Source organism: Gammaproteobacteria bacterium, assembly GCA_019748175.1.
Taxonomy (GTDB): domain Bacteria; phylum Pseudomonadota; class Gammaproteobacteria; order JAIEPX01; family JAIEPX01; genus JAIEPX01.
This window is the reverse complement of the sequence record JAIEPX010000008.1, coordinates 258,896-277,318: the sequence shown is the minus strand read 5'-3', so window position 1 is coordinate 277,318 and position 18,423 is coordinate 258,896. Positions and strand designations below refer to the sequence as shown.

The 18,423-nt window shown below is 38.1% G+C and carries 12 protein-coding genes; 6 read left to right on the top strand and 6 right to left on the bottom strand.

Annotated elements, in window-relative coordinates; translation table 11 throughout:
* Positions 1-18 precede the first annotated feature (18 nt).
* A complete protein-coding gene (locus K2X50_04270) occupies positions 19-1,290 on the top strand; it encodes a ribonucleotide-diphosphate reductase subunit beta (GenBank protein MBX9586455.1) in 1,272 nt (423 codons plus the stop codon).
* Between the two features lie 151 nt (positions 1,291-1,441).
* Complete coding sequence (locus tag K2X50_04265; protein ID MBX9586454.1) at positions 1,442-2,365, top strand: putative glycoside hydrolase; 924 nt, start codon at positions 1,442-1,444, stop codon at positions 2,363-2,365.
* A gap of 100 nt (positions 2,366-2,465) precedes the next feature.
* Here the strand turns inward: K2X50_04265 and K2X50_04260 are convergent, their stop codons facing one another.
* Complete coding sequence (locus K2X50_04260) at positions 2,466-4,310, bottom strand: hypothetical protein (GenBank protein ID MBX9586453.1); 1,845 nt, start codon at positions 4,308-4,310, stop codon at positions 2,466-2,468.
* A 162-nt stretch (positions 4,311-4,472) separates the two neighbouring features.
* Here K2X50_04260 and K2X50_04255 point away from each other — a divergent pair, with 162 nt between their 5' ends.
* Positions 4,473-5,141: an SOS response-associated peptidase gene (locus K2X50_04255; protein ID MBX9586452.1), complete on the top strand. Its 669-nt coding sequence runs from the start codon at positions 4,473-4,475 to the stop codon at positions 5,139-5,141.
* On the opposite strand, the gene K2X50_04250 is transcribed toward K2X50_04255, so the two are convergent.
* Positions 5,138-9,559 carry a hypothetical protein gene (locus tag K2X50_04250; GenBank protein ID MBX9586451.1) on the bottom strand — a complete coding sequence of 1,474 codons (4,422 nt, stop codon included), beginning with the start codon at positions 9,557-9,559 and terminating at the stop codon, positions 5,138-5,140. The genes K2X50_04255 and K2X50_04250 overlap by 4 nt on opposite strands.
* Before the next feature lie 178 nt (positions 9,560-9,737).
* Positions 9,738-10,451 (bottom strand): M48 family metallopeptidase, encoded by a 714-nt coding sequence (locus K2X50_04245; GenBank protein ID MBX9586450.1) that lies wholly within the window; start codon positions 10,449-10,451, stop codon positions 9,738-9,740.
* A gap of 99 nt (positions 10,452-10,550) precedes the next feature.
* On the opposite strand from K2X50_04245, the gene K2X50_04240 reads away from it, so the two are divergent.
* Together K2X50_04240 and K2X50_04235 are read left to right on the top strand one after the other, a co-directional pair.
* The gene (locus K2X50_04240) at positions 10,551-11,762 is read left to right on the top strand and encodes an acetyl-CoA C-acetyltransferase (protein MBX9586449.1); all 1,212 of its coding nucleotides are present in this window, start codon (positions 10,551-10,553) and stop codon (positions 11,760-11,762) included.
* Positions 11,763-11,786: 24 nt separating this feature from the next.
* Complete coding sequence (locus K2X50_04235; protein MBX9586448.1) at positions 11,787-13,910, top strand: enoyl-CoA hydratase/isomerase family protein; 2,124 nt, start codon at positions 11,787-11,789, stop codon at positions 13,908-13,910.
* Positions 13,911-14,306: 396 nt separating this feature from the next.
* Here K2X50_04235 and K2X50_04230 read toward each other — a convergent pair whose 3' ends face one another.
* The 3 genes from K2X50_04230 to K2X50_04220 all read right to left on the bottom strand — a co-directional run bounded on the left by K2X50_04230 (position 14,307) and on the right by K2X50_04220 (position 17,666).
* Positions 14,307-15,086, bottom strand: a complete 780-nt coding sequence (locus K2X50_04230; GenBank protein ID MBX9586447.1) for a hypothetical protein — start codon at positions 15,084-15,086, stop codon at positions 14,307-14,309.
* 154 nt (positions 15,087-15,240) lie between these two features.
* The gene (locus K2X50_04225) at positions 15,241-16,113 is read right to left on the bottom strand and encodes an alpha/beta hydrolase (GenBank protein ID MBX9586446.1); all 873 of its coding nucleotides are present in this window, start codon (positions 16,111-16,113) and stop codon (positions 15,241-15,243) included.
* Between the two features lie 2 nt (positions 16,114-16,115).
* A complete protein-coding gene (locus K2X50_04220; protein ID MBX9586445.1) occupies positions 16,116-17,666 on the bottom strand; it encodes an APC family permease in 1,551 nt (516 codons plus the stop codon).
* A 239-nt stretch (positions 17,667-17,905) separates the two neighbouring features.
* Between K2X50_04220 and K2X50_04215 the strand changes: the two genes are divergently transcribed.
* Positions 17,906-18,418 (top strand): Lrp/AsnC family transcriptional regulator, encoded by a 513-nt coding sequence (locus K2X50_04215; GenBank protein ID MBX9586444.1) that lies wholly within the window; start codon positions 17,906-17,908, stop codon positions 18,416-18,418.
* The last annotated feature ends 5 nt before the right edge of the window (positions 18,419-18,423 follow it).

The window sequence follows — 18,423 nt, the reverse complement described above, 5'->3', positions numbered from 1 at the left end:
GAAATGAGCGGAAATACAATGAAATCGAGTTTACTTAACTGGGATGATTACGAATCGGCATCTGCTGCTGTCATTCCTAAAAGTGAAAGCATCGCAGGTGCTATCGTCAGTACTTTTGGTCCAACAATAGAGCCTATAGTTGCACCGCAAATTGACGCTCCTGAAATACTAACCAAGAATGGACTTGATCGAGCCATCGCAGACCAAATTAACCTGCAGCAGTCCGCGGGTGGATCAGTAGGACTTGAACTGCTTCAAATGGGCGAAAAACGCATCGTTGTTGATGACAAAAAAATTATTAATTGCCGTGCTGATCTCAATCAACTCGTTCCGTTTAAATACGAATGGGCTTGGAAAAAATATAATGACGCGTGCGCGAACCACTGGATGCCCAATGAAATTAATATGTCAGCAGACGTCGCATTATGGAAAGATCCGTTTGGTCTCACTGAAGATGAACGTATTATTATTAAACGAAACCTTGGCTTTTTCTCTACTGCAGATTCTCTGGTCGCTAATAATTTAGTCTTGGCTGTTTATCGCCATATTACCAATCCTGAATGCCGTCAATATTTATTACGACAAGCCTTTGAAGAAGCGATTCATACTCACGCATATCAACATGTCATTCAAAGCTTGGGATTAGATGAAGCAGAAGTTTTTAATATGTACCGTGAAATTCCATCCGTTGCTACCAAAGCTAATTGGGCATTGAAATATACGCAAAGTTTAGGTGACCCTAATTTTCATACAGGTACTCTTGAAAACGATCAACGCTTATTGCGCGATCTGATAGCATTTTATGTGGTATTCGAAGGTATTTTCTTCTACGTAGGATTCACACAAATTCTATCAATGGGAAGACGCAACAAGATGGTTGGTACGTCAGAACAATTTCAATATATTTTGCGTGATGAATCGATGCACCTTAATTTTGGTATAGACGTGATTAACCAAATAAAAATTGAAAATCCACATTTATGGACCAAAGAATTTCAAGCAGAGATGATAGGTCTCATTCGTGAAGGTGTGGATTTAGAATATCAATATGCCGTTGATACAATGCCTCGTGGAATTTTGGGTCTGAACTCAGATATGTTTAAAGATTATCTACATTTCATCGCGAATCGACGCTGCGCTCAAATTGGACTCACAGAACAATTCCCTGGTGCAGAAAATCCTTTCCCATGGATGAGTGAAATGATGGATCTGAAAAAAGAAAAGAATTTCTTTGAAACACGCGTCACAGAGTACCAAACAGGCGGTACTTTGAAGTGGGATGAAGAATAATTCGTTCTAACATGAGAGGAGAATACTTCTTCTCCTCTTAGCCCTTCGCAACCCAATATCCACAGGCATTTCAGCCTCTTGTGGTTCAAAAAAGCAGCTTTTCTAATTTACGCTATAATTTAGTTTAGGGAATAATGTTTAGGAGAACAGCATGCGTAATTTATGGCTAAAAGTGTTAGTGTCAGCGTTTGGACTATTCGGAATATCAAGTGCAGCACAAGCATGGGATGAAGGTATTTACTTAACTCAATATACACTGGAAAATCCAACCAAGCTAGATTATTTAATTCGCGAAGCAAAAGCAACCGGTATTAATACCTTTGTGATAGACCATGACTATCACAGCTCTCGTTTTGCTCCTGCGATTGCAAAAGTCAAAGCTGCTGGTCTTAAGTTCATTGCACGGATCGTTGTATTTTCTGATGGCGCATCTTATGAACAAATGCGTTCAAAAGCCTATTGGGAAAAAAGATATAAATTTGTAGAAAATGCGATGAACGCGGGCGCTAACTCTATACAACTCGATTATATTCGTTATAGCTCTAAATTACCTGCTAATCCACAACATCCCAAAGATGTTTACCAAGTTATCAAATGGTTCAAAGAAAAAGTTAATGCAAGAAAAATCCCCTTGGAAATTGATATCTTTGGTGAAGTGAGTTACTACCCGTCTATGCATATTGGACAAGATATCAAAATGTTTGCAGATATAGTCGACGGTGTAAATCCCATGGTGTACCCATCTCACTATTGGCCATATCAAAAATATTCGGCCGAACCTTATAAAACTGTTAATAGCTCACTCAACTCGCTTGCAAAACAGTTTAACAACGATCCACCCTTTACCGTTCATGCATTTATAGAAGCAGCCAATTATCATTATTTAAAGAAAACGAGTACTAAAGAGAAACAAGCGTATTTATTACAACAAATCCGAGCGGTTGAAAATGCAACCGATGTTGCTGGTTGGTACGTGTGGAGTGCTAACAATGTGTATGAAAATCTTTTCGAAGTTTTGAAAAACAATAAAACTAAAGATTCAGATTTTTCACATAACAAAACAGCTCAAAACTAATGGCAGGAAGTGGTCAAGTCTTGAATTATTAATTTAGGTAGGATAGGACTTACTTATCCTGCCTAAATTAATAATTCAAGACTGCCCCCCTTGCACATCCTCAACCAGCTGCCGAACCAAAAGTTCTAACTAATGACGCAGTTTCCTGAATTTCTTGGGCGCATTCTTCGCTTGAATTATGAATGAAAAACGAACCAGTAAAGGCTGCTTTCAGTAGACATAACCCTGTGACCGCTAACAGCAAGTTCGCAAGGATTAATTGTAAAAAGCCGTAATAAGCAAGTTTATATTCTGCTTCACTGACAATGACCTTACACTCTTTCTTTAATCTTTTCCAATCAATATCAGTCGATGAACTGCAAAGATAAGGTCTACATGTTTCTGTTAATCGAAGTGCCAACTCAATCGCGCCTTGAGCATCATCTCGATACTCAGATCTTTTCATTGAATCTGCTTTATCCAGCAGTTCCAATAGATGAGTATAAACTTTTGCTTTCTTACGACTCAGTATATCATTTGATCGTCGACATTGTTTTTTGTGCTCTTGTAATTCAAGATAAGTTAATTCTAAGCTGCACCATTTTTCAGGAATCTCACAATGAGCAATATTTTTCTTAGCATCTCTGATAAGGGTATTACATTCTACTTGAAGCCTTAACCAATCTGCTGCCGAAATTTGATCTTCTGGCAATAATAAGAGCCTTTCAAACCGAACTTTCAAATCGGAAATCAATGCCAATAATCGACAAGCATCTTCGTCATGCCATTTTTCTTGTAAATCTTGGACTGAGTCTATCATGCTCATCAGCTGATCATAAACCTGTGCTTTTCTAAAACTCAGCGTTTTATTTTGGCACAGTAAATTGCCACGTTTACAGTAGAGCTCAATATAAAGCAATTCCAGCTTGAAAAAATCTTCTGGAAGCTGGAACTCTTTGAGTTGATTTCTTGCATCACCAATAATTGATTGACATTCTGATTGTAGCGCAGACCAATCAGCGTGCGTAAATTGAATTGAAGTCAATGATAAAAAAGGCTCGCATCGCTCAAACAAGCCATTGGCTAACTTAAGTAAGATATTAGCATTTTGAAAATGATCCTTATTATTTAGAGCATTAGATTTCCCAATAAGATCCATAATAAGCATGTAAAGTCGCGCTTTCTTAAGGCTGATCGAATCTTTTAACTTGTTTAACTTAGATTTTTTATCTATTACTCTCATAGCAGATGAAAGTTCATCATAACTAAAGTAAGAAAAAACGGGCGTTTGATCATCTATCTTTTTAATTTCATCAATATTTGCTTTACCATCAGATTTTATAATTTTTTGTACTAATTCAAACACTTCTTCGCATTGCAAAGACTCTTTCAAATCCGCATAAAAGTTGACATTTTCTAGTGGTAATTGATGAAGAGCTTCAAATCGTTCACACAATGCTTCGCTGAAATAAATAGTCACAATACGCTCATCTAAAGTTGCAGCTGCATTGGTGATGGTACAACACATCCAATTTTCTTCACGTGGAATTTGGTTTGCCGAAACTTGTGGATTTATTTGTTTGTAAATTAATGAAATTCCGCACGCTTCATTATTATCACTCCAGTATCCAAATCCCATAGCTTTTTTAAAAGCTGAAAAACTTGCAACTGGAACCTCGAGCTCTTCTTGATCTAGAGGAACTATATAACTCAACGGTAATATAATATTAATTCCACCAAATGCATCTCCTTGAGTGTATTGAGTCGTATTCGCCCATGAATTTCGGATTTGCATCTTCTGGGTAAAATTCCCAAACATGGGAGTTCTTTCTAAATCTATTTGAACTTGATGTCTTAATTTTTGGTCTTCTAAAGGTGATAAAAAGTCAATAACACCTAGAACCTCTAAATGATGGAGATCAGTACAAATTTCACGATAGGTACCTGTTAGTTTCTTTACTCTCATCTTAGCCTCATAGTGTGCTCTAACCTATTTGTCATATAAATTAGGTGATATCGATGTATACTATAACATAACTTATCAAAAACTTGAAGGCATATGGTACCTCATAGTCCTCAAAGCAAGTTTACGCTATACTTTTGAATCCTCCTATCCCAAGGATTACTCATGTGCGGTCGATTTGCCGTCTATACAGACCCTCGAGAGCTTGCTGACTACTTCTCAGCAACCCTAGCCTATGATATCGAACTTTCGTACAACATCGCCCCGACTCGCACTGTTCCTGTTCTTATCACACTCGATAACGATCGCATGATCGTTCCTATGCGCTGGGGACTTATCCCTTCGTGGCACAAAGAAGGCTCTAAACTAGCAATGCTCAATAATGCCCGAGGTGAAACTGTCGAAAGCAAACCTTCCTTCAGACATTCATTCCGCCACCAACGTTGCCTCATCTTAGCCGACGGATTTTACGAATGGGATGCGGATAAAACCCCTAAACAACCGTATTATATTCCGATGAAAAATCGCGAACCATTCGGACTCACAAGCTTATGGGCCCGGTGGATATCCAACGAAAAAACCATTGATAGTTGCTGCATAATTACCATGCCAGCGAACTCGGTTGTCTCGCCTATACACGATCGCATGCCATCCATAATGCCCGCGGATCTTATCGATACATGGCTTGATAATAATGTGCAAGATGTTTCAAAGCTGAAGAAGATACTGGAAAATACAGCTGCGTGTGATTTACTAGCACCCTATGCTGTCACTACTCGTGTGAATAAAGCGAATTTTGATGACGCTCAGTGCATTCAGCCTATATTGAGTTAACCCGTCACCGAAAGCATGGTAGGTGTAAATTCATCTATAGTTCTTGTGACTCTATTCAGTGATTCTTCTACATAATTCTTCGCCAAGAAACCAAATCGTCCCGTTGTAATCTTATAGCAAATAGGCTGTGCGCAGAGGCTGGCTAACGCAACAATAATATTAATCAAAAATCTTCCAAAGCTATATCCCAACTCACTCAACACATTATCTTTACTATGTACAACGGCGGTTAATCGAATTTGGAATTTTTCAAAAGCTTTAGGATCATTTTCAGGACGAGACATCACAAATTGATCCACCGTTTTTTGCAGTCTTTTAGCTAAATTACCGACATTAAAGGAATATCTTGGAGGAAGAGTGTCTGAATACTCTTTCATTTCTTGAATTCTGCCATACATGTATTTTACTTTTCGTGCATAGGCTTTATGAGCTTCAGATTCTGACGTCAGCAAACTCTGCAAAATACCTTGAATTTCTCCCCTTCTCGCACTTTCATCTGGAAACACATCATAATTAGAGATCTTCTTATTGCCAACGGTATCCCATTGGTCATCGTAATCCATTAAAGTGCATATCGTGCGGCTCATTACAGCTCTAAAATGAGCCCCTGGAAAACGGCTCATATTTTTACCGATAAAATCGATTATAGGAGAAACATCTCCAGAAGTATTGAATTTATTTAACTCGATCCTTAATTGGTTAATAAAAATTGATCGCTCAATTTTATCACTATCATAAAATATATCTTTAACGTAATACCGTTCAGAACGCTCAAGGAGATATCGATCAAGCGACCTGAATAAGCTTGCAGAAAGAGACATTCTTCTAACATGAGCTAGACTTATACCCACCGGCTCCAACGTTGCTTTAATCAAAAGCAGAGCACTTCTCTTTAGCTTTATCTGCTCACTATAATCCCCTCTTAAAAAAGCAGTATCTTCTGCAGAAGCATCCAGTTCACCTAACGTTCTAGTGATGAATCTTATAAGCAAATCATGCCGCTCAAGTAAATTTTGTATTTTACTGACTCTGTCTACTGCCAAATGATGGTCTAGTGTTTTTTTATAACCACTCTCAGGTGTTTCATTATCGTTGAGCTCCAATGGTTTTGATAATTCCTCCAATTCCGTTTGAAGAGGACCACACTTATCTTGGAGTTCTTTTAATTTATTGTCATAATCACGCAAAGTTGATTCAAATTTATATCTTATAATATCTGATATTCGACTACGAGTAGCGTCCAGTAAAAATGTTACTACTCTTGAGTATTGTTTATTTTCTTGAGGGAATTTTGACACCCGAATTGTTTCTAAAAATTCTTCAGCCAACGTTTCAAGTTTATCCTGCTCATCATATAATTTCGGGGATTTTCTGTATAGATTCCAATTATTGATGAAGTCTCCTTCGCCATTGAATTCTTCTATCCTCTCAACAAATTGTTTTATTAAAATTTGGATCTCAATAAACTTTTCAAGAACAGGAACACTATCCTGCATTTTTTCTTTTTCAAGAGAAACCTCTGAAATTTTATCGAGCAGTGATCTTTCATTGCCTTTTAAGTCAATAGCCCTAATATGAGCATTAATTTCAGTCAGTCGAGGGACCGCTGTTTTTATATGATCGCCATCTGCAATAAGCTTCTGAAAATCATCGATTTTTTTACAAACCATAGCATTCAAGAATGATCGTGTTTCATTAAATTCTTGATCAGAGGGGTTTGGCCAAAACAAACTCTCTTGCCTAGATCGAAATTCTTTGATTTTTGCTATACTGCCATCGGCCATTTCAATTATTGATAAACATTTATCAAAACCACAGGGCGCTACATCATCATCCGATTTAAAACAGAGCAAGTTATCAATCTTCTCAAATTGTATATATGATATACTGACATGCAAACATCTTTTCACAAATTCTAATTTATTGATAAGATCCTTATAATGGCCTGGGAATACTTTATTATCTTCAATTTTAGAAAATAAAGTTTCGAGGTACACCTTTTGATCTACTATCCATAAAAGGGTAAATTCTTTGTCATTCTGTAATCGAGTAATTAAGTCTCCGTCCACTTCTTTATGTTTTGAAACAAAACCTATTACTTCCTGAACTAAACCATTGTACTGCCTAGTATCAGAAAGTTGGCGCTTGTGCTCTTCTATAGCACAACCTAAGCGCGTGGTTTCACTTCTTCTCTCCACCACTAACTGACGCATTTGTTCAGGATTAGAAGCCCGCATTTGCTCTAGAAATTTTGCTTCAGAGTATGCTTTTTCTATTATTTTTTTCCTCGCAATTATCTGCGCTAATATATCAGCTAAATCTTTATGGAATATTTCTAAATTACCCGCCATTTCTTTAGCTAATTCTGATAATTCATTTTGAAATTTATTATCTTTATCAAATTTCTTAAATAAAGGATCAACAGCAGAAGATTCGGTTACTCTGTTAATTAGGGCACCTACTGATTCATGAAATGCGAGTATCGAAGCATGTTCCTGATTTACTTGATCAAAATCTAATTGCAAGGACTGAAGATCTTTAGATAAAACCCCCACCTCAAAATGAATGCCCTTAAGAGCGATCTTATATTTTTCTAATATCTTTTTAAGCTCTTGGTGATAAACCTGTAATTCTTTACAACATACTAGATTTTTATCTTTTTTATATCGAGACACAGCTTCATTTAATTGGCCTTGTAGCTGATCAATCAAATATTGATTGTCACTATATTTATTTCGATTATCAGTTACTTTCAGATCAATTTCCGTCATGCTACAATGGTATAGTGGAATTACATAAGGAATTCCAACACCTTTAATACGTTCTAATAATTTAACAGGAACGAGCTCAGTATTTCGAATAGGCTCTTTTGTCACGGCATGATAAACACTTCTAATGTGCTCACCAGGTAATTCAATAAATTTTTCTAGTCTCTCAAATGCGGCTTTGAATTCTTGCAAAGCTGCGAGCGCTCTATCTAATGCTAAAATCTGCTCAAGCCCTTTCAAACTTTTGGCTTTAGTCAGATAATGTTGATCAAAACCTATTACCGACGGCAAAAAATTTTGAATCTGACGAGTGCTTTCTCTTAACAAGCTTTGACATAGCACATCCTCATCTAATAATACTTGAACATTCTGGTTGAGTAGACATGTCTGAAAATAGAGATTCATTCCTAGTAATAAACCCATTAACGGATGTTCGAAATATTCTTTAAAATGAGGTTCAGCATCGAATTCTTGAGTCTCTATATCATAATGAGCACTGTCAACTTGGCTATTTTGTACTTCAGCAGGGGGCGCATTTTGACTAGCGTTATCGGTTGCTACTTCTTTTGAGGTATAAGATAGTAATTGATAGCGAAACTTACTTTTGCTATCTTTGGATTGCTTAACATGTTCTATCTTAAAGCTTTGGCCAAATATCCCGCGAATGATAGAGCCTACAGGAATTGGAAGAGCAAGAGGTCCAACACCAGCATAATATGAATTATGTAAATCAAGTGTTAGCGAATCAGGATTAAAATACGGTAATATTTGATGTAGTTCCCGGGGGAAGGCATTGTAATGCATCAATACAAGCTCGACTAATTCATAGGCAAATTTAGCACTATTTCTATAATGATTTATATCAGGTATTCTGTTTCCTTCACTTCTAAAATCAATCTTTACAGAATCTAAAAGACCTTCAAGATCTATTGGCAGGGCGGCTTTTTCAGCATCTATTTCAGAAATTCTAACTCTGAACTCTTGGAAATAAACTTCTAGACTTATACCGGGTATATCGAGTGTTCTTGGAAAATAGGTTCTCTGATTCGCACGAAGTATTCTTAGCATATTGGCGCATAAATTTCCTCGCATTGAAACTGCTGATTTAATCACATCTGCTAAGTGCTCTTTCAGCTCATTGCAAAACACCTCTTCGCGATAAAGTTTAGCTTTAATCGCTTGGAAATAAACGCTTATATCTACACCGGGCATTTCGAGTGTTTTTGCAAAAAAGGTATTCTGATTCTTCTCGAGTATTTTTACTACATTAGTGCTTTTATCGCCTTGCATTGAAGCTGCTGTTTTAATCACATTCCCCAAGTGCGCTTCCAGCTCTTTGCAAAACACCTCTTCGCGACTATAAACATAGTCTTTATATCTATAGAAAAGCAAGGACCCGTCTTTAATAATGCCTAATATTCCCAAAACTCCTGGCTCACCACCACTACAAAAATTTGATTCTATAGCTCTATGAACCCGACCCAAAATGTCCTGACAAGCTAAGCTCATTTTATGAAAATACTTTAATTCAACAGATGAGTCTGCAGATAAGGGATGCCTTGTTAATTGATCTTCCATTTTTTGGAGGAGTGCGTCCAACAAGCGCCCTAGAGGACTATCGATGTACTTTGTATATACTGGCTTTTTCAAAGGTTTTCGCTCTCTATGTTACAAGCCCATTTTGATAAAATATTGATAATTCTACATGAGAAATCTTAACATTAACTTAAGGTTTTCACAATCTAGGTAGCCGCGGATGTACCACCCATAAAATATTTGCCAACATAACACATATTTATAATTGTAAATACACCTTTATCATCATTTGCTAACCTATGCCCCAGCAGCCCATTTCTCTATTGTACCGATTGATCTCACGACGATGTTGCGCATAATTCGGGTCAAACTTAGCCACCAAGGCCCAAAACCGCTTTGAGTGGTTAAGATGCCGGGTATGACATAACTCATGAATCATAATATATCGAACAAGCGGACTCGGTAAAAAAATCAATTTGGCATTGAGTGAAATGTTTCCATTGCTATCACAACTTCCCCATCGGGTTTTCTGCTCTCGAATTGATATTTTTTGAAATGACAAACCAATTTCATGAGCAACAATTTCTAACATAGGTATTAATAATGTTTGAGCTTTTTGTCGCAACCATTTTTTCAGAAAAGTCTGACATTCTAGCGTATTTTCTATATTTCCCATCAGTATTATTGTGCAATCAGGACGAGGTATAATTTTTGTTCGACCCATTGCTGGCACCAATTCAACACGCCAATTTTCATCCGACATCAGCAATCGAATCTGTGTTGGAATCCCTTCACTGAGTTGAACTTTAGTGTGATATGTTTTTAATTTTTTTTCTATCCATGATCGATGAGTTGTGAGTAAATTTTCTACATTATAAAAACCAAATCGATAAGGGATTACGATTTCTAATCCCTCTTGAGGACATACTTTTAATTGCAGATGTTTTGCACGACGACTTTTGCGTAATCGGTATGTCGGTGGCCAACTCTGTAGGTCTGTTTGCAAGGCAAAATATCCCTTTATAATCTATAATATAAGATATGCAGTTTAGGTAAAGAACTGCTCATTAGGGCAAATAATCTCATAGGATAGGACGAAGTACAAATGCCGATCGATGTTTACATATATGATGCTATTCGAACACCCAGAGGACGAGGAAAACCTGACGGAACCCTTTATGAGGTTACTCCTGTCAAGCTCGCAGCAGGGCTATTAAGGGTCTTGAAAAAACGTAACCACTTTAAAAGTAAGGACATAGATGCCGTTCTCATGGGGTGCGTGAGCCCCGTCGGCGACCAAGGAGCGGATATTGCTAAAGCCGCCGCATTGCTTGCGGGTTGGAACCACTCAATTCCAGGAATTCAAATTAATTGCTTTTGCGCCTCAGGGCTTGAAGCTGTCAATTTGGCAGCAATGAGGATAGCCGCTGGCTCGGATCATTGTGTTGTGGCTGGTGGTGTTGAATGCATGTCGCGGTTACCTTCAGGATCGGATGGTGGCGCTCTCATTCATGATCCTAGCCTAACAATGCCACATAAAATTATTCCGCAAGGTGTTAGTGCCGATTTGATCGCAACTATCGACGGTTTTACTCGTGAAGATGTAGATCAATTTGCATTACGTTCTCAACATTGCGCAGCTGTAGCCATACAAAATAATTATTTTGGTAAATCAATTATTCCCGTTTACGATGAAAATCACTGTCTTATTCTTGATCATGATGAACATCCTCGATCAGATACTTCACTCGCGAAATTAAAAGCATTAAAACCTTCATTCGCGGCACTCGGCAAAATTGGATTCGATGAAGTCGCTATTTGTCGATATCCTGGCATTGAACGAATTCATCATGTGCACACGGCAGGAAATTCATCCGGTATCGTCGATGGCGCTGGCGTTGTTTTGTTAGGCGATAAATCGGTTGGAGAAAAATTAAAAATTAAACCTCGAGGAAAAATAATTGCCTCTGCATTGATAGGAACCGATCCTACCATTATGTTAGTCGGCCCAGCTCCTGCTACAAAAAAGGTGTTAGAAAAAGCAAAAATGACGTTAGATCAAATTGACTTATTTGAAGTTAACGAAGCATTTGCATCTGTTGTATTACGTTATATGAAAGAATTAAAAATCCCATTAGAGAAGGTTAATGTTAATGGGGGTGCGATTGCTTTAGGTCATCCTGTAGGTGCTACCGGTACAATGTTGCTCGGCACTTTACTGGATGAACTCGAACGACGAGAATTACGTTACGGATTGTGCACTTTGTGTGCAGCAAGCGGAATGGCCGTAGCCACTATTATTGAACGTGTAAAATAGTCGCGAGATAGAAGGAGAAATGCAATGACAGGGATTCGCTACACAAAAGACTCAGACGACATTGTGACGCTGCAATTCGATTTGCATGGATCAGTCAATAAGATCGACCTTGTTTTCATCGAGGAATTTGGAAAAGCGCTGGATCAACTTGAAAAAGAAGACAATACTATAAAAGGCGTTATTATCACTTCAGCAAAAGATTCTTTTATAGCGGGAGCTGATTTAAAAGCAATTTTATCACTTACAAAAAAAATGGCTGCAGATTTTTTATATGTGATCAGTCTTTTTAAGTCGTTGCTTCGACGCCTCGAAAAACTATCAATACCGGTTGTTGCAGCAATTAATGGATCAGCGTTGGGTGGTGGAATTGAGTTCACATTGGCTTGTCATCATCGAATTGCGATAAACGCACCTTCTATTCAACTAGGACTACCGGAGATTACGCTAGGATTAGCTCCTGGGGGCGGTGGCATTGTACGTTTAATTCACCTCTTAGGTGCTGAATACGCGATTCCCTATATTTTGAGTGGTTGCATTCTTTCGCCACCGGAAGCTTTAAAAAAAGGCCTTATTAATGAGCTTGCTAATGATCGGAAGGAGTTAATGCAAAAAGCGAAAGCCTGGATCCAAAATAATCCTCATGCACAACAGCCTTGGGATATGCCTGATCATAAAATACCAGGTGGCGACATGCGCAACCCTAAAATGGTTCAATGGATCGCTGCGACTACAGCGTCAATCGTTAAGAAAACGTGTGGAGGGAATCTAGCCATTCAAGAAATTTTATATGTGGCTTCCCAAGTCTTATCCATACATTTTGATGCAGCACAACGCGTTGAGAGCCGATCATTGGTTAAATTAGCACTCACACAAGAAGCTAAAAATAAAATTAACACTCTATTTTTACAGCTGAATGAAATCAACAATGGAAAGAGTCGTCCAAAGAATATCCCCCACTTTTCCTTTGAAAAAATTGGTATTCTTGGCGCTGGCATGATGGGACGTGGAATTGCATTGGTCTGCGCAAAAAAAGGAATCAATGTCATCCTAAAAGATATTAATCACAGCAGTGCACATGCAGGAAAAGAATCTATAGAAAAATATTTAGAGGGCGATCACAATAAAGCTGCCATATTAAGTCGTATTTATCCAACTGAAGACCCACACGATTTACAAGATTGTGATCTCATTATTGAAGCTGTATTTGAAAATGTTGACATTAAAGCGAAAGTCACTAAAGAAACAGAATCCTACATTAATAAAAAAGGGATTTTTGCTTCAAATACTTCAACATTACCGATTTCACTATTAGCTAATGCAATACAAAAGCCCGAGAATTTTATTGGTATTCATTTTTTCTCTCCTGTGGATAAAATGCGATTGATTGAAATTATTGTGGGTAAAAAAACAAGTAAGGAAACTCTTGCGAAAGCGTTTGATTTTGCTCGAAAAATCAACAAAACTCCCATAATCATCAATGATAGCCGAGGTTTTTTTACTTCACGTGTATTCGGGACATTTCTTGATGAAGGTGCACGTTTACTCGAAGAAGGTGTGAATCCCGTTAAAATAGAACACGCAGCAAAACTCGCTGGAATGCCCGTCGGACCACTTGCTATTTCTGACGAGATCAGCCAGAAACTCATTATTTCTATTGCAGAAACGAATGACCAACTTGATATTGTGCTGGGTAAAGCAACGGCAATGAATGGTGAAGCAAGTTTGCGCGTTGCAAAAATATTGGTTGAAAAATACCACCGATCAGGCAAAGCTTACGATGGTGGGTTTTATGAATATCCTGAAAAAGGAAAAAAATATCTTTGGCCAGAATTGAAAAAACTTTTCGGTATTCCGCAAAAAATTATGCCCACTCAAGATATTCAAGATCGATTATTGTTTCGTCAAGCTCTCGAAGCCGTCCGATGCTACGACGAAGGCGTCCTCAACTCTGTCGCCGAAGCCAACATCGGCTCCATCTTCGGCATCGGTTTCCCCAGCTCTACCGGCGGCATTCTTCAATTCATCAACGCCTACGGCCTCGATGCCTTCTACTCTCGCGCCCTCGAACTCACCAATCAATACGGCGACCGCTTCTCCCCTCCTGCCCTCTTAAAGTCCATGGCCGCGAAAAAGAAGCTTTTCGAGTAAATTATGCAAAAATGGCGTCGCGTCTTGAGTTGCTAAACGATCTTGAAAAGGTAGATCTTGCCCAGTCTTCTAAACTCGACGCTTTCTTTTATTCATTTAGCTCTGGAAAGTTTATTAAAAAAACCTTCAAGACTTCTTAAGTTATCCTTGTGGCAACAAAATTTAATTATCCTGAGTCACGTAGGCGAAGAATCCGACTTTCTTGGAGAAAAATAAAGCGCAGCGAGGGGGACCCGAGCGAGCCATTTTCGGAAAGACAGTCGGATTGTAACGCCGACTTTGGAAAAGATCATGATTAGCCAGACAGAAGGAATCTACCTATTGTTACTTGAACTGCCGTAGCTATCAGCGCCTCACTAATTCTGGATACAGCCCAGACTTTAGAACTCTCCCATATTAACGCTTCGTTGGTGAAGAATGAATAGTTTGTTCTTGACTAGATTGAGCTGATTTTATAATGCTTTCTAGTTTAGCGATTAAGAGAGCGGGGTATTGATTAGTTCTGGATTCCCTCATCAGCTGTTCTGGTGTAATCAGAAGCGCCAATGCGTGTGCTTTTTCATCACATCCCTGATTAGTGCAAGCATGTAACATTGCTGTCAAATTTGTAAAATCTCTAATTGAAAGCATTTTAGGTACAGTATCATTTAGACCAAGAATTCTTAGCTGATTAGGAACCTCTTCACCTGACTGTAAACGTGGCAGATCTTTGTGATGAATAGAAGCAATGAATTGTCCAGATAAAATATCACCTAATACGATCATCTCACGTTCATTGGCCAGTTCTTCAGCAGAAATTGCGCTGCTCATGGGCTCAGGAATACTCCCAACATTATGATCAAGAGTAAACTGAAATGCGTCAATTACTCGGTTGTGTTTTCCCGTAACGAAAGAATGAATATTGTAATCCCCCTCTTCTTTTTTCCAATCGATTAATGCAGGTAAATTGTGAAATCCCATAGAGCCGAAACCAATTGATGGGTGATTAGTTTGCAAATAAGACCTCAGATCTTTTTCAATACCCGAGAAATGTCGTCCTTTGAAACCACCATTTTCAGTTATAAGATTAATGGGACGAGTATCTTTCCTAAATAGCAACATAGGGTTTGCCAGAAAATAATGTGGCTCTAGCTTCTTTGGTTTAAAAAAGCCAGAAAATAAACCTGGAACTTTCATGTTAATCTCCTTTAATGACTATGTTATTAGTATAGCAGTTGACCATTAAGGGAATATGAAAGCCCGAAAGTAAAAATATTTTTTTTAATTATTTATAAAATGAAAAAAGCTTTTTTTAAATATCAAACCATGGAAACCTTTAATTAATTATTAATTAACTGACAAATCTGCGTATGGCGGCAAAGAATTGTTCAGGAACATCAGATTCCATTGAATGATCGGCTTTAGGGAAAATAATTAGTTCACTGCCTTTTATCGCACTAGCAATTTGTTTTGAATATTTCTTATCTGTAATCCAATCTTCATCGCCCACTAAAACCAAGGTTTTGCTCTGAATTTTATGGATATCGTCCGCAAAGTTGAATGATTTTATAAACGTTTGAAATCCTTGATTAAATACTTCATGTGATAGCGGATACTCTGGCGGAGGACGGAAAACAGGTAGTCCATGACGAACTTTATATGAATATAAATTGGAAAGCTTTTTCAACCCATTTGTTGCATCTTCATCGCTAATAAATGCACCATTCAACAATTTCTCTAAAATTATTACTTGCTCTGTGTTGAGATCACGTTTACTCGCGTTAACTTTCGCAGTCTCAATCATATGGTAACTTGGTGAACCTGCAGCAAGTACAAGTTTACTGACACCTTCTGGATAACGCAGTGTGTAACCTAGTGCACAAATTGCGCCGTATGATTTTCCAAGTAGAATCACTTTATCCAGCTTGAAATATTCACGGATACAATTAATGTCGTCAATATTATTATCCGCCGTGTATGTTTCAGGACTACCACGATCACTTAACCCACAACCGCGCGGATCAAAAAAAATGATATTGGCGACATCTTTAAGATCAGCATAATCTTTATAGTATGAATGATTTAATCCTGGGCCACCACTTAGCATCATGATGTAAGGCTTAGTATGCAAAGACTCTTCATTTTCATATGCCATTACACTATATAAGTTGGTCGCGGGTGCATTTTTTCTTGCTGGAATTTCTACTTTATAATTTTGCTCCATGATTACCCCCTCTCATCCTCTGCGAAGGTATAGCTGTAGTCTTCCTCACCCAAGCAATATTGCGAGGAATACAAGGTAATAATGCTAAACGGTAAGATAATGATAATATCTTGGGGAAATTTAAAGAGACCAATTCCGCCAAAATTACCCAAGTAAGAAAGAACGAACAAACATCCCATATAAGACATAAACCAAAAGAGACTGCGTGAGCAGGCAAAAATACTTTTGCGTTGGTAAGCTAGGGTGATGATTAACGCAACAACAAGTGCTGAACACAATTTCCAAATCGTGGAAAAACCACACCAGTACAACATCAGATTACACACGAAAAAGGCGATGTGCGAATAAATTAAAGCGCCCGACAATCTAAATGGACGTTTGAGCGTAGGTTGTAATTTGCGCATAGCTAATAAACAAATTGGACCAGCGCCATATGACAAAATACTGGCTGATGAAAGAAAGGCTACCATTTTTTGCCAGCCGGGAAAAGGTAGGAAGCTCAAAGCTCCAACAAAAAAATTCACAAATAAAGTGATGTACGGAATTTTGTGACGATTGAGTTTAAGAAAAAATGGGGGTAAATGTTTATTTTCAGCCATACCATAAAGAATTCTGGAGGTGGCTGCTGTATAAACAAGTGTAGTACCAAAGGGTGAAAATGCTGCGTCAAACATTAATAACACCGCGATCACACCTAGACCTAATAATAATGTTAGCCCAACCAAAGGGCCGCTATCGCCGGGAAAACTTAAATTATGCCAGCCGTGACTCAAATATTGTTGCGGTATCGCTGCAATAAAACTCAACTGCAGCATAAAATAGAGTAGAAATCCAATGAAGACAGCACCCAAAATAGCGATTGGAATATCACGTTGTGGATTTTTTATTTCACCCGCTAGAATTAAACCATTTTGGAATCCAGTAAAAGCAAAAATCACACCTCCTACTGAAAGTGCAGAAAAAATTTGCTCCCAACTTTCTCTGGTGCTGACATTAATATCAATATTAACCAGCGAAGGTGCCGTGTAAAGCAATCCAACAATAGCTATAGAAGGTAAAATAAATTTCAAAATACTGGCGTATTTATTACACTCGGTCAATAATTTAATACCAAAAGAATTCAGCACGACGACGAATAACATAATACTAATAGCAGCAACATATCCAATACCTGATAATTTAAACTCGGTAGTACCTTTGGCAGTTAATGCTGGAATGAAATGACTGGAGTATTGCAAAATAGCTTGAATTTCAATAGGCGTCATCACCAAATAAGAAATCCAAGTCGTGCACGCAAATAGAAAGCCCACTTCTCTACCATGGGTAAAACTCGGATAATTTGCCAATCCACCCGAGACTGGAAACATGGTCCCTAATTCACAGAGAGGTAAAGCAATAAACACCATAAATATCGCAGCAATAATCCAACTGATGAGCGCATTGCTGCCCGCAATTTGTGCGCTGATAAATGGACTAAATAACCAACCTGAGCCGATCATACCCCCGGCAGCGGCAATTAAAACATTGGTTGTCGAAATATCACGCTTAAGCATGGCATCTTCTCCTAAAATTTAACTGTAAGCATGGTAACGTAATTTTTGGAAAGTTAGCAGCAATTTCAGTATTTACTTAAGCTTCATGCTGTCCCTTCCACGCCCTACATATCACTAATAATAGCGAATAAGGCGGTATAGTACGCGAAATAAGCATAAACCGTGTTGCGTATTGACAGCCAATATTTTGCATAATAGAATGCCTTCCGTCTTCAATTTGTAATATATGAGATTTTTATATGCCTAAAATTAGAGAAAATTACTCTAAAATGAAACCAGCCAAGCTTGACCGGATAGACAAGCGAATTCTTAACACCTTGCAAGGTAATAATTTGATTACAAATCAAGAGCTCGCAGAACAAGTCGGCCTATCTGCCCCACCCTGCTTACGCCGCGTAAGAAAATTACGCGAAATGGGTGTAATAAGTAAAGATGTTGCAATAATCGACCCTTTTAAAGTCAATAAAATACTCGTGTTCACCAACATTACCCTGCTGCAACAGCGAGAAGACCTCTTAAGTAATTTCGAACGCAAAATGCACGAACATGCGGAAATTCTCCAATGTTACTTCATCTCTGGTGAAGTCGATTATATTCTGGTTGTCTGCGTACGAGACATGAACCACTACCACGAATTTGCCAGAAGGATTTTCGCCAATGAACCGAATATTAAAACCTATCGCAGTAATTTCTGCCTCAGCCAAATAAAACATCAAACAAAGATTGAGCTAGACGATAACAGCGCGGATTAAACAAA

Excerpts from the sequence above, each read along its gene's own strand:
- K2X50_04270 (MBX9586455.1), top strand. The coding sequence starts at position 19 with ATGAAATCGAGTTTACTTAACTGGGATGATTACGAATCGGCATCTGCT.
- K2X50_04265 (MBX9586454.1), top strand. The coding sequence starts at position 1,442 with ATGCGTAATTTATGGCTAAAAGTGTTAGTGTCAGCGTTTGGACTATTC.
- K2X50_04260 (MBX9586453.1), bottom strand. The coding sequence starts at position 4,310 with ATGAGAGTAAAGAAACTAACAGGTACCTATCGTGAAATTTGTACTGAT.
- K2X50_04255 (MBX9586452.1), top strand. The coding sequence starts at position 4,473 with ATGTGCGGTCGATTTGCCGTCTATACAGACCCTCGAGAGCTTGCTGAC.
- K2X50_04240 (MBX9586449.1), top strand. The coding sequence starts at position 10,551 with ATGCCGATCGATGTTTACATATATGATGCTATTCGAACACCCAGAGGA.
- K2X50_04235 (MBX9586448.1), top strand. The coding sequence starts at position 11,787 with ATGACAGGGATTCGCTACACAAAAGACTCAGACGACATTGTGACGCTG.
- K2X50_04230 (MBX9586447.1), bottom strand. The coding sequence starts at position 15,086 with ATGAAAGTTCCAGGTTTATTTTCTGGCTTTTTTAAACCAAAGAAGCTA.
- K2X50_04225 (MBX9586446.1), bottom strand. The coding sequence starts at position 16,113 with ATGGAGCAAAATTATAAAGTAGAAATTCCAGCAAGAAAAAATGCACCC.
- K2X50_04220 (MBX9586445.1), bottom strand. The coding sequence starts at position 17,666 with ATGCTTAAGCGTGATATTTCGACAACCAATGTTTTAATTGCCGCTGCC.
- K2X50_04215 (MBX9586444.1), top strand. The coding sequence starts at position 17,906 with ATGCCTAAAATTAGAGAAAATTACTCTAAAATGAAACCAGCCAAGCTT.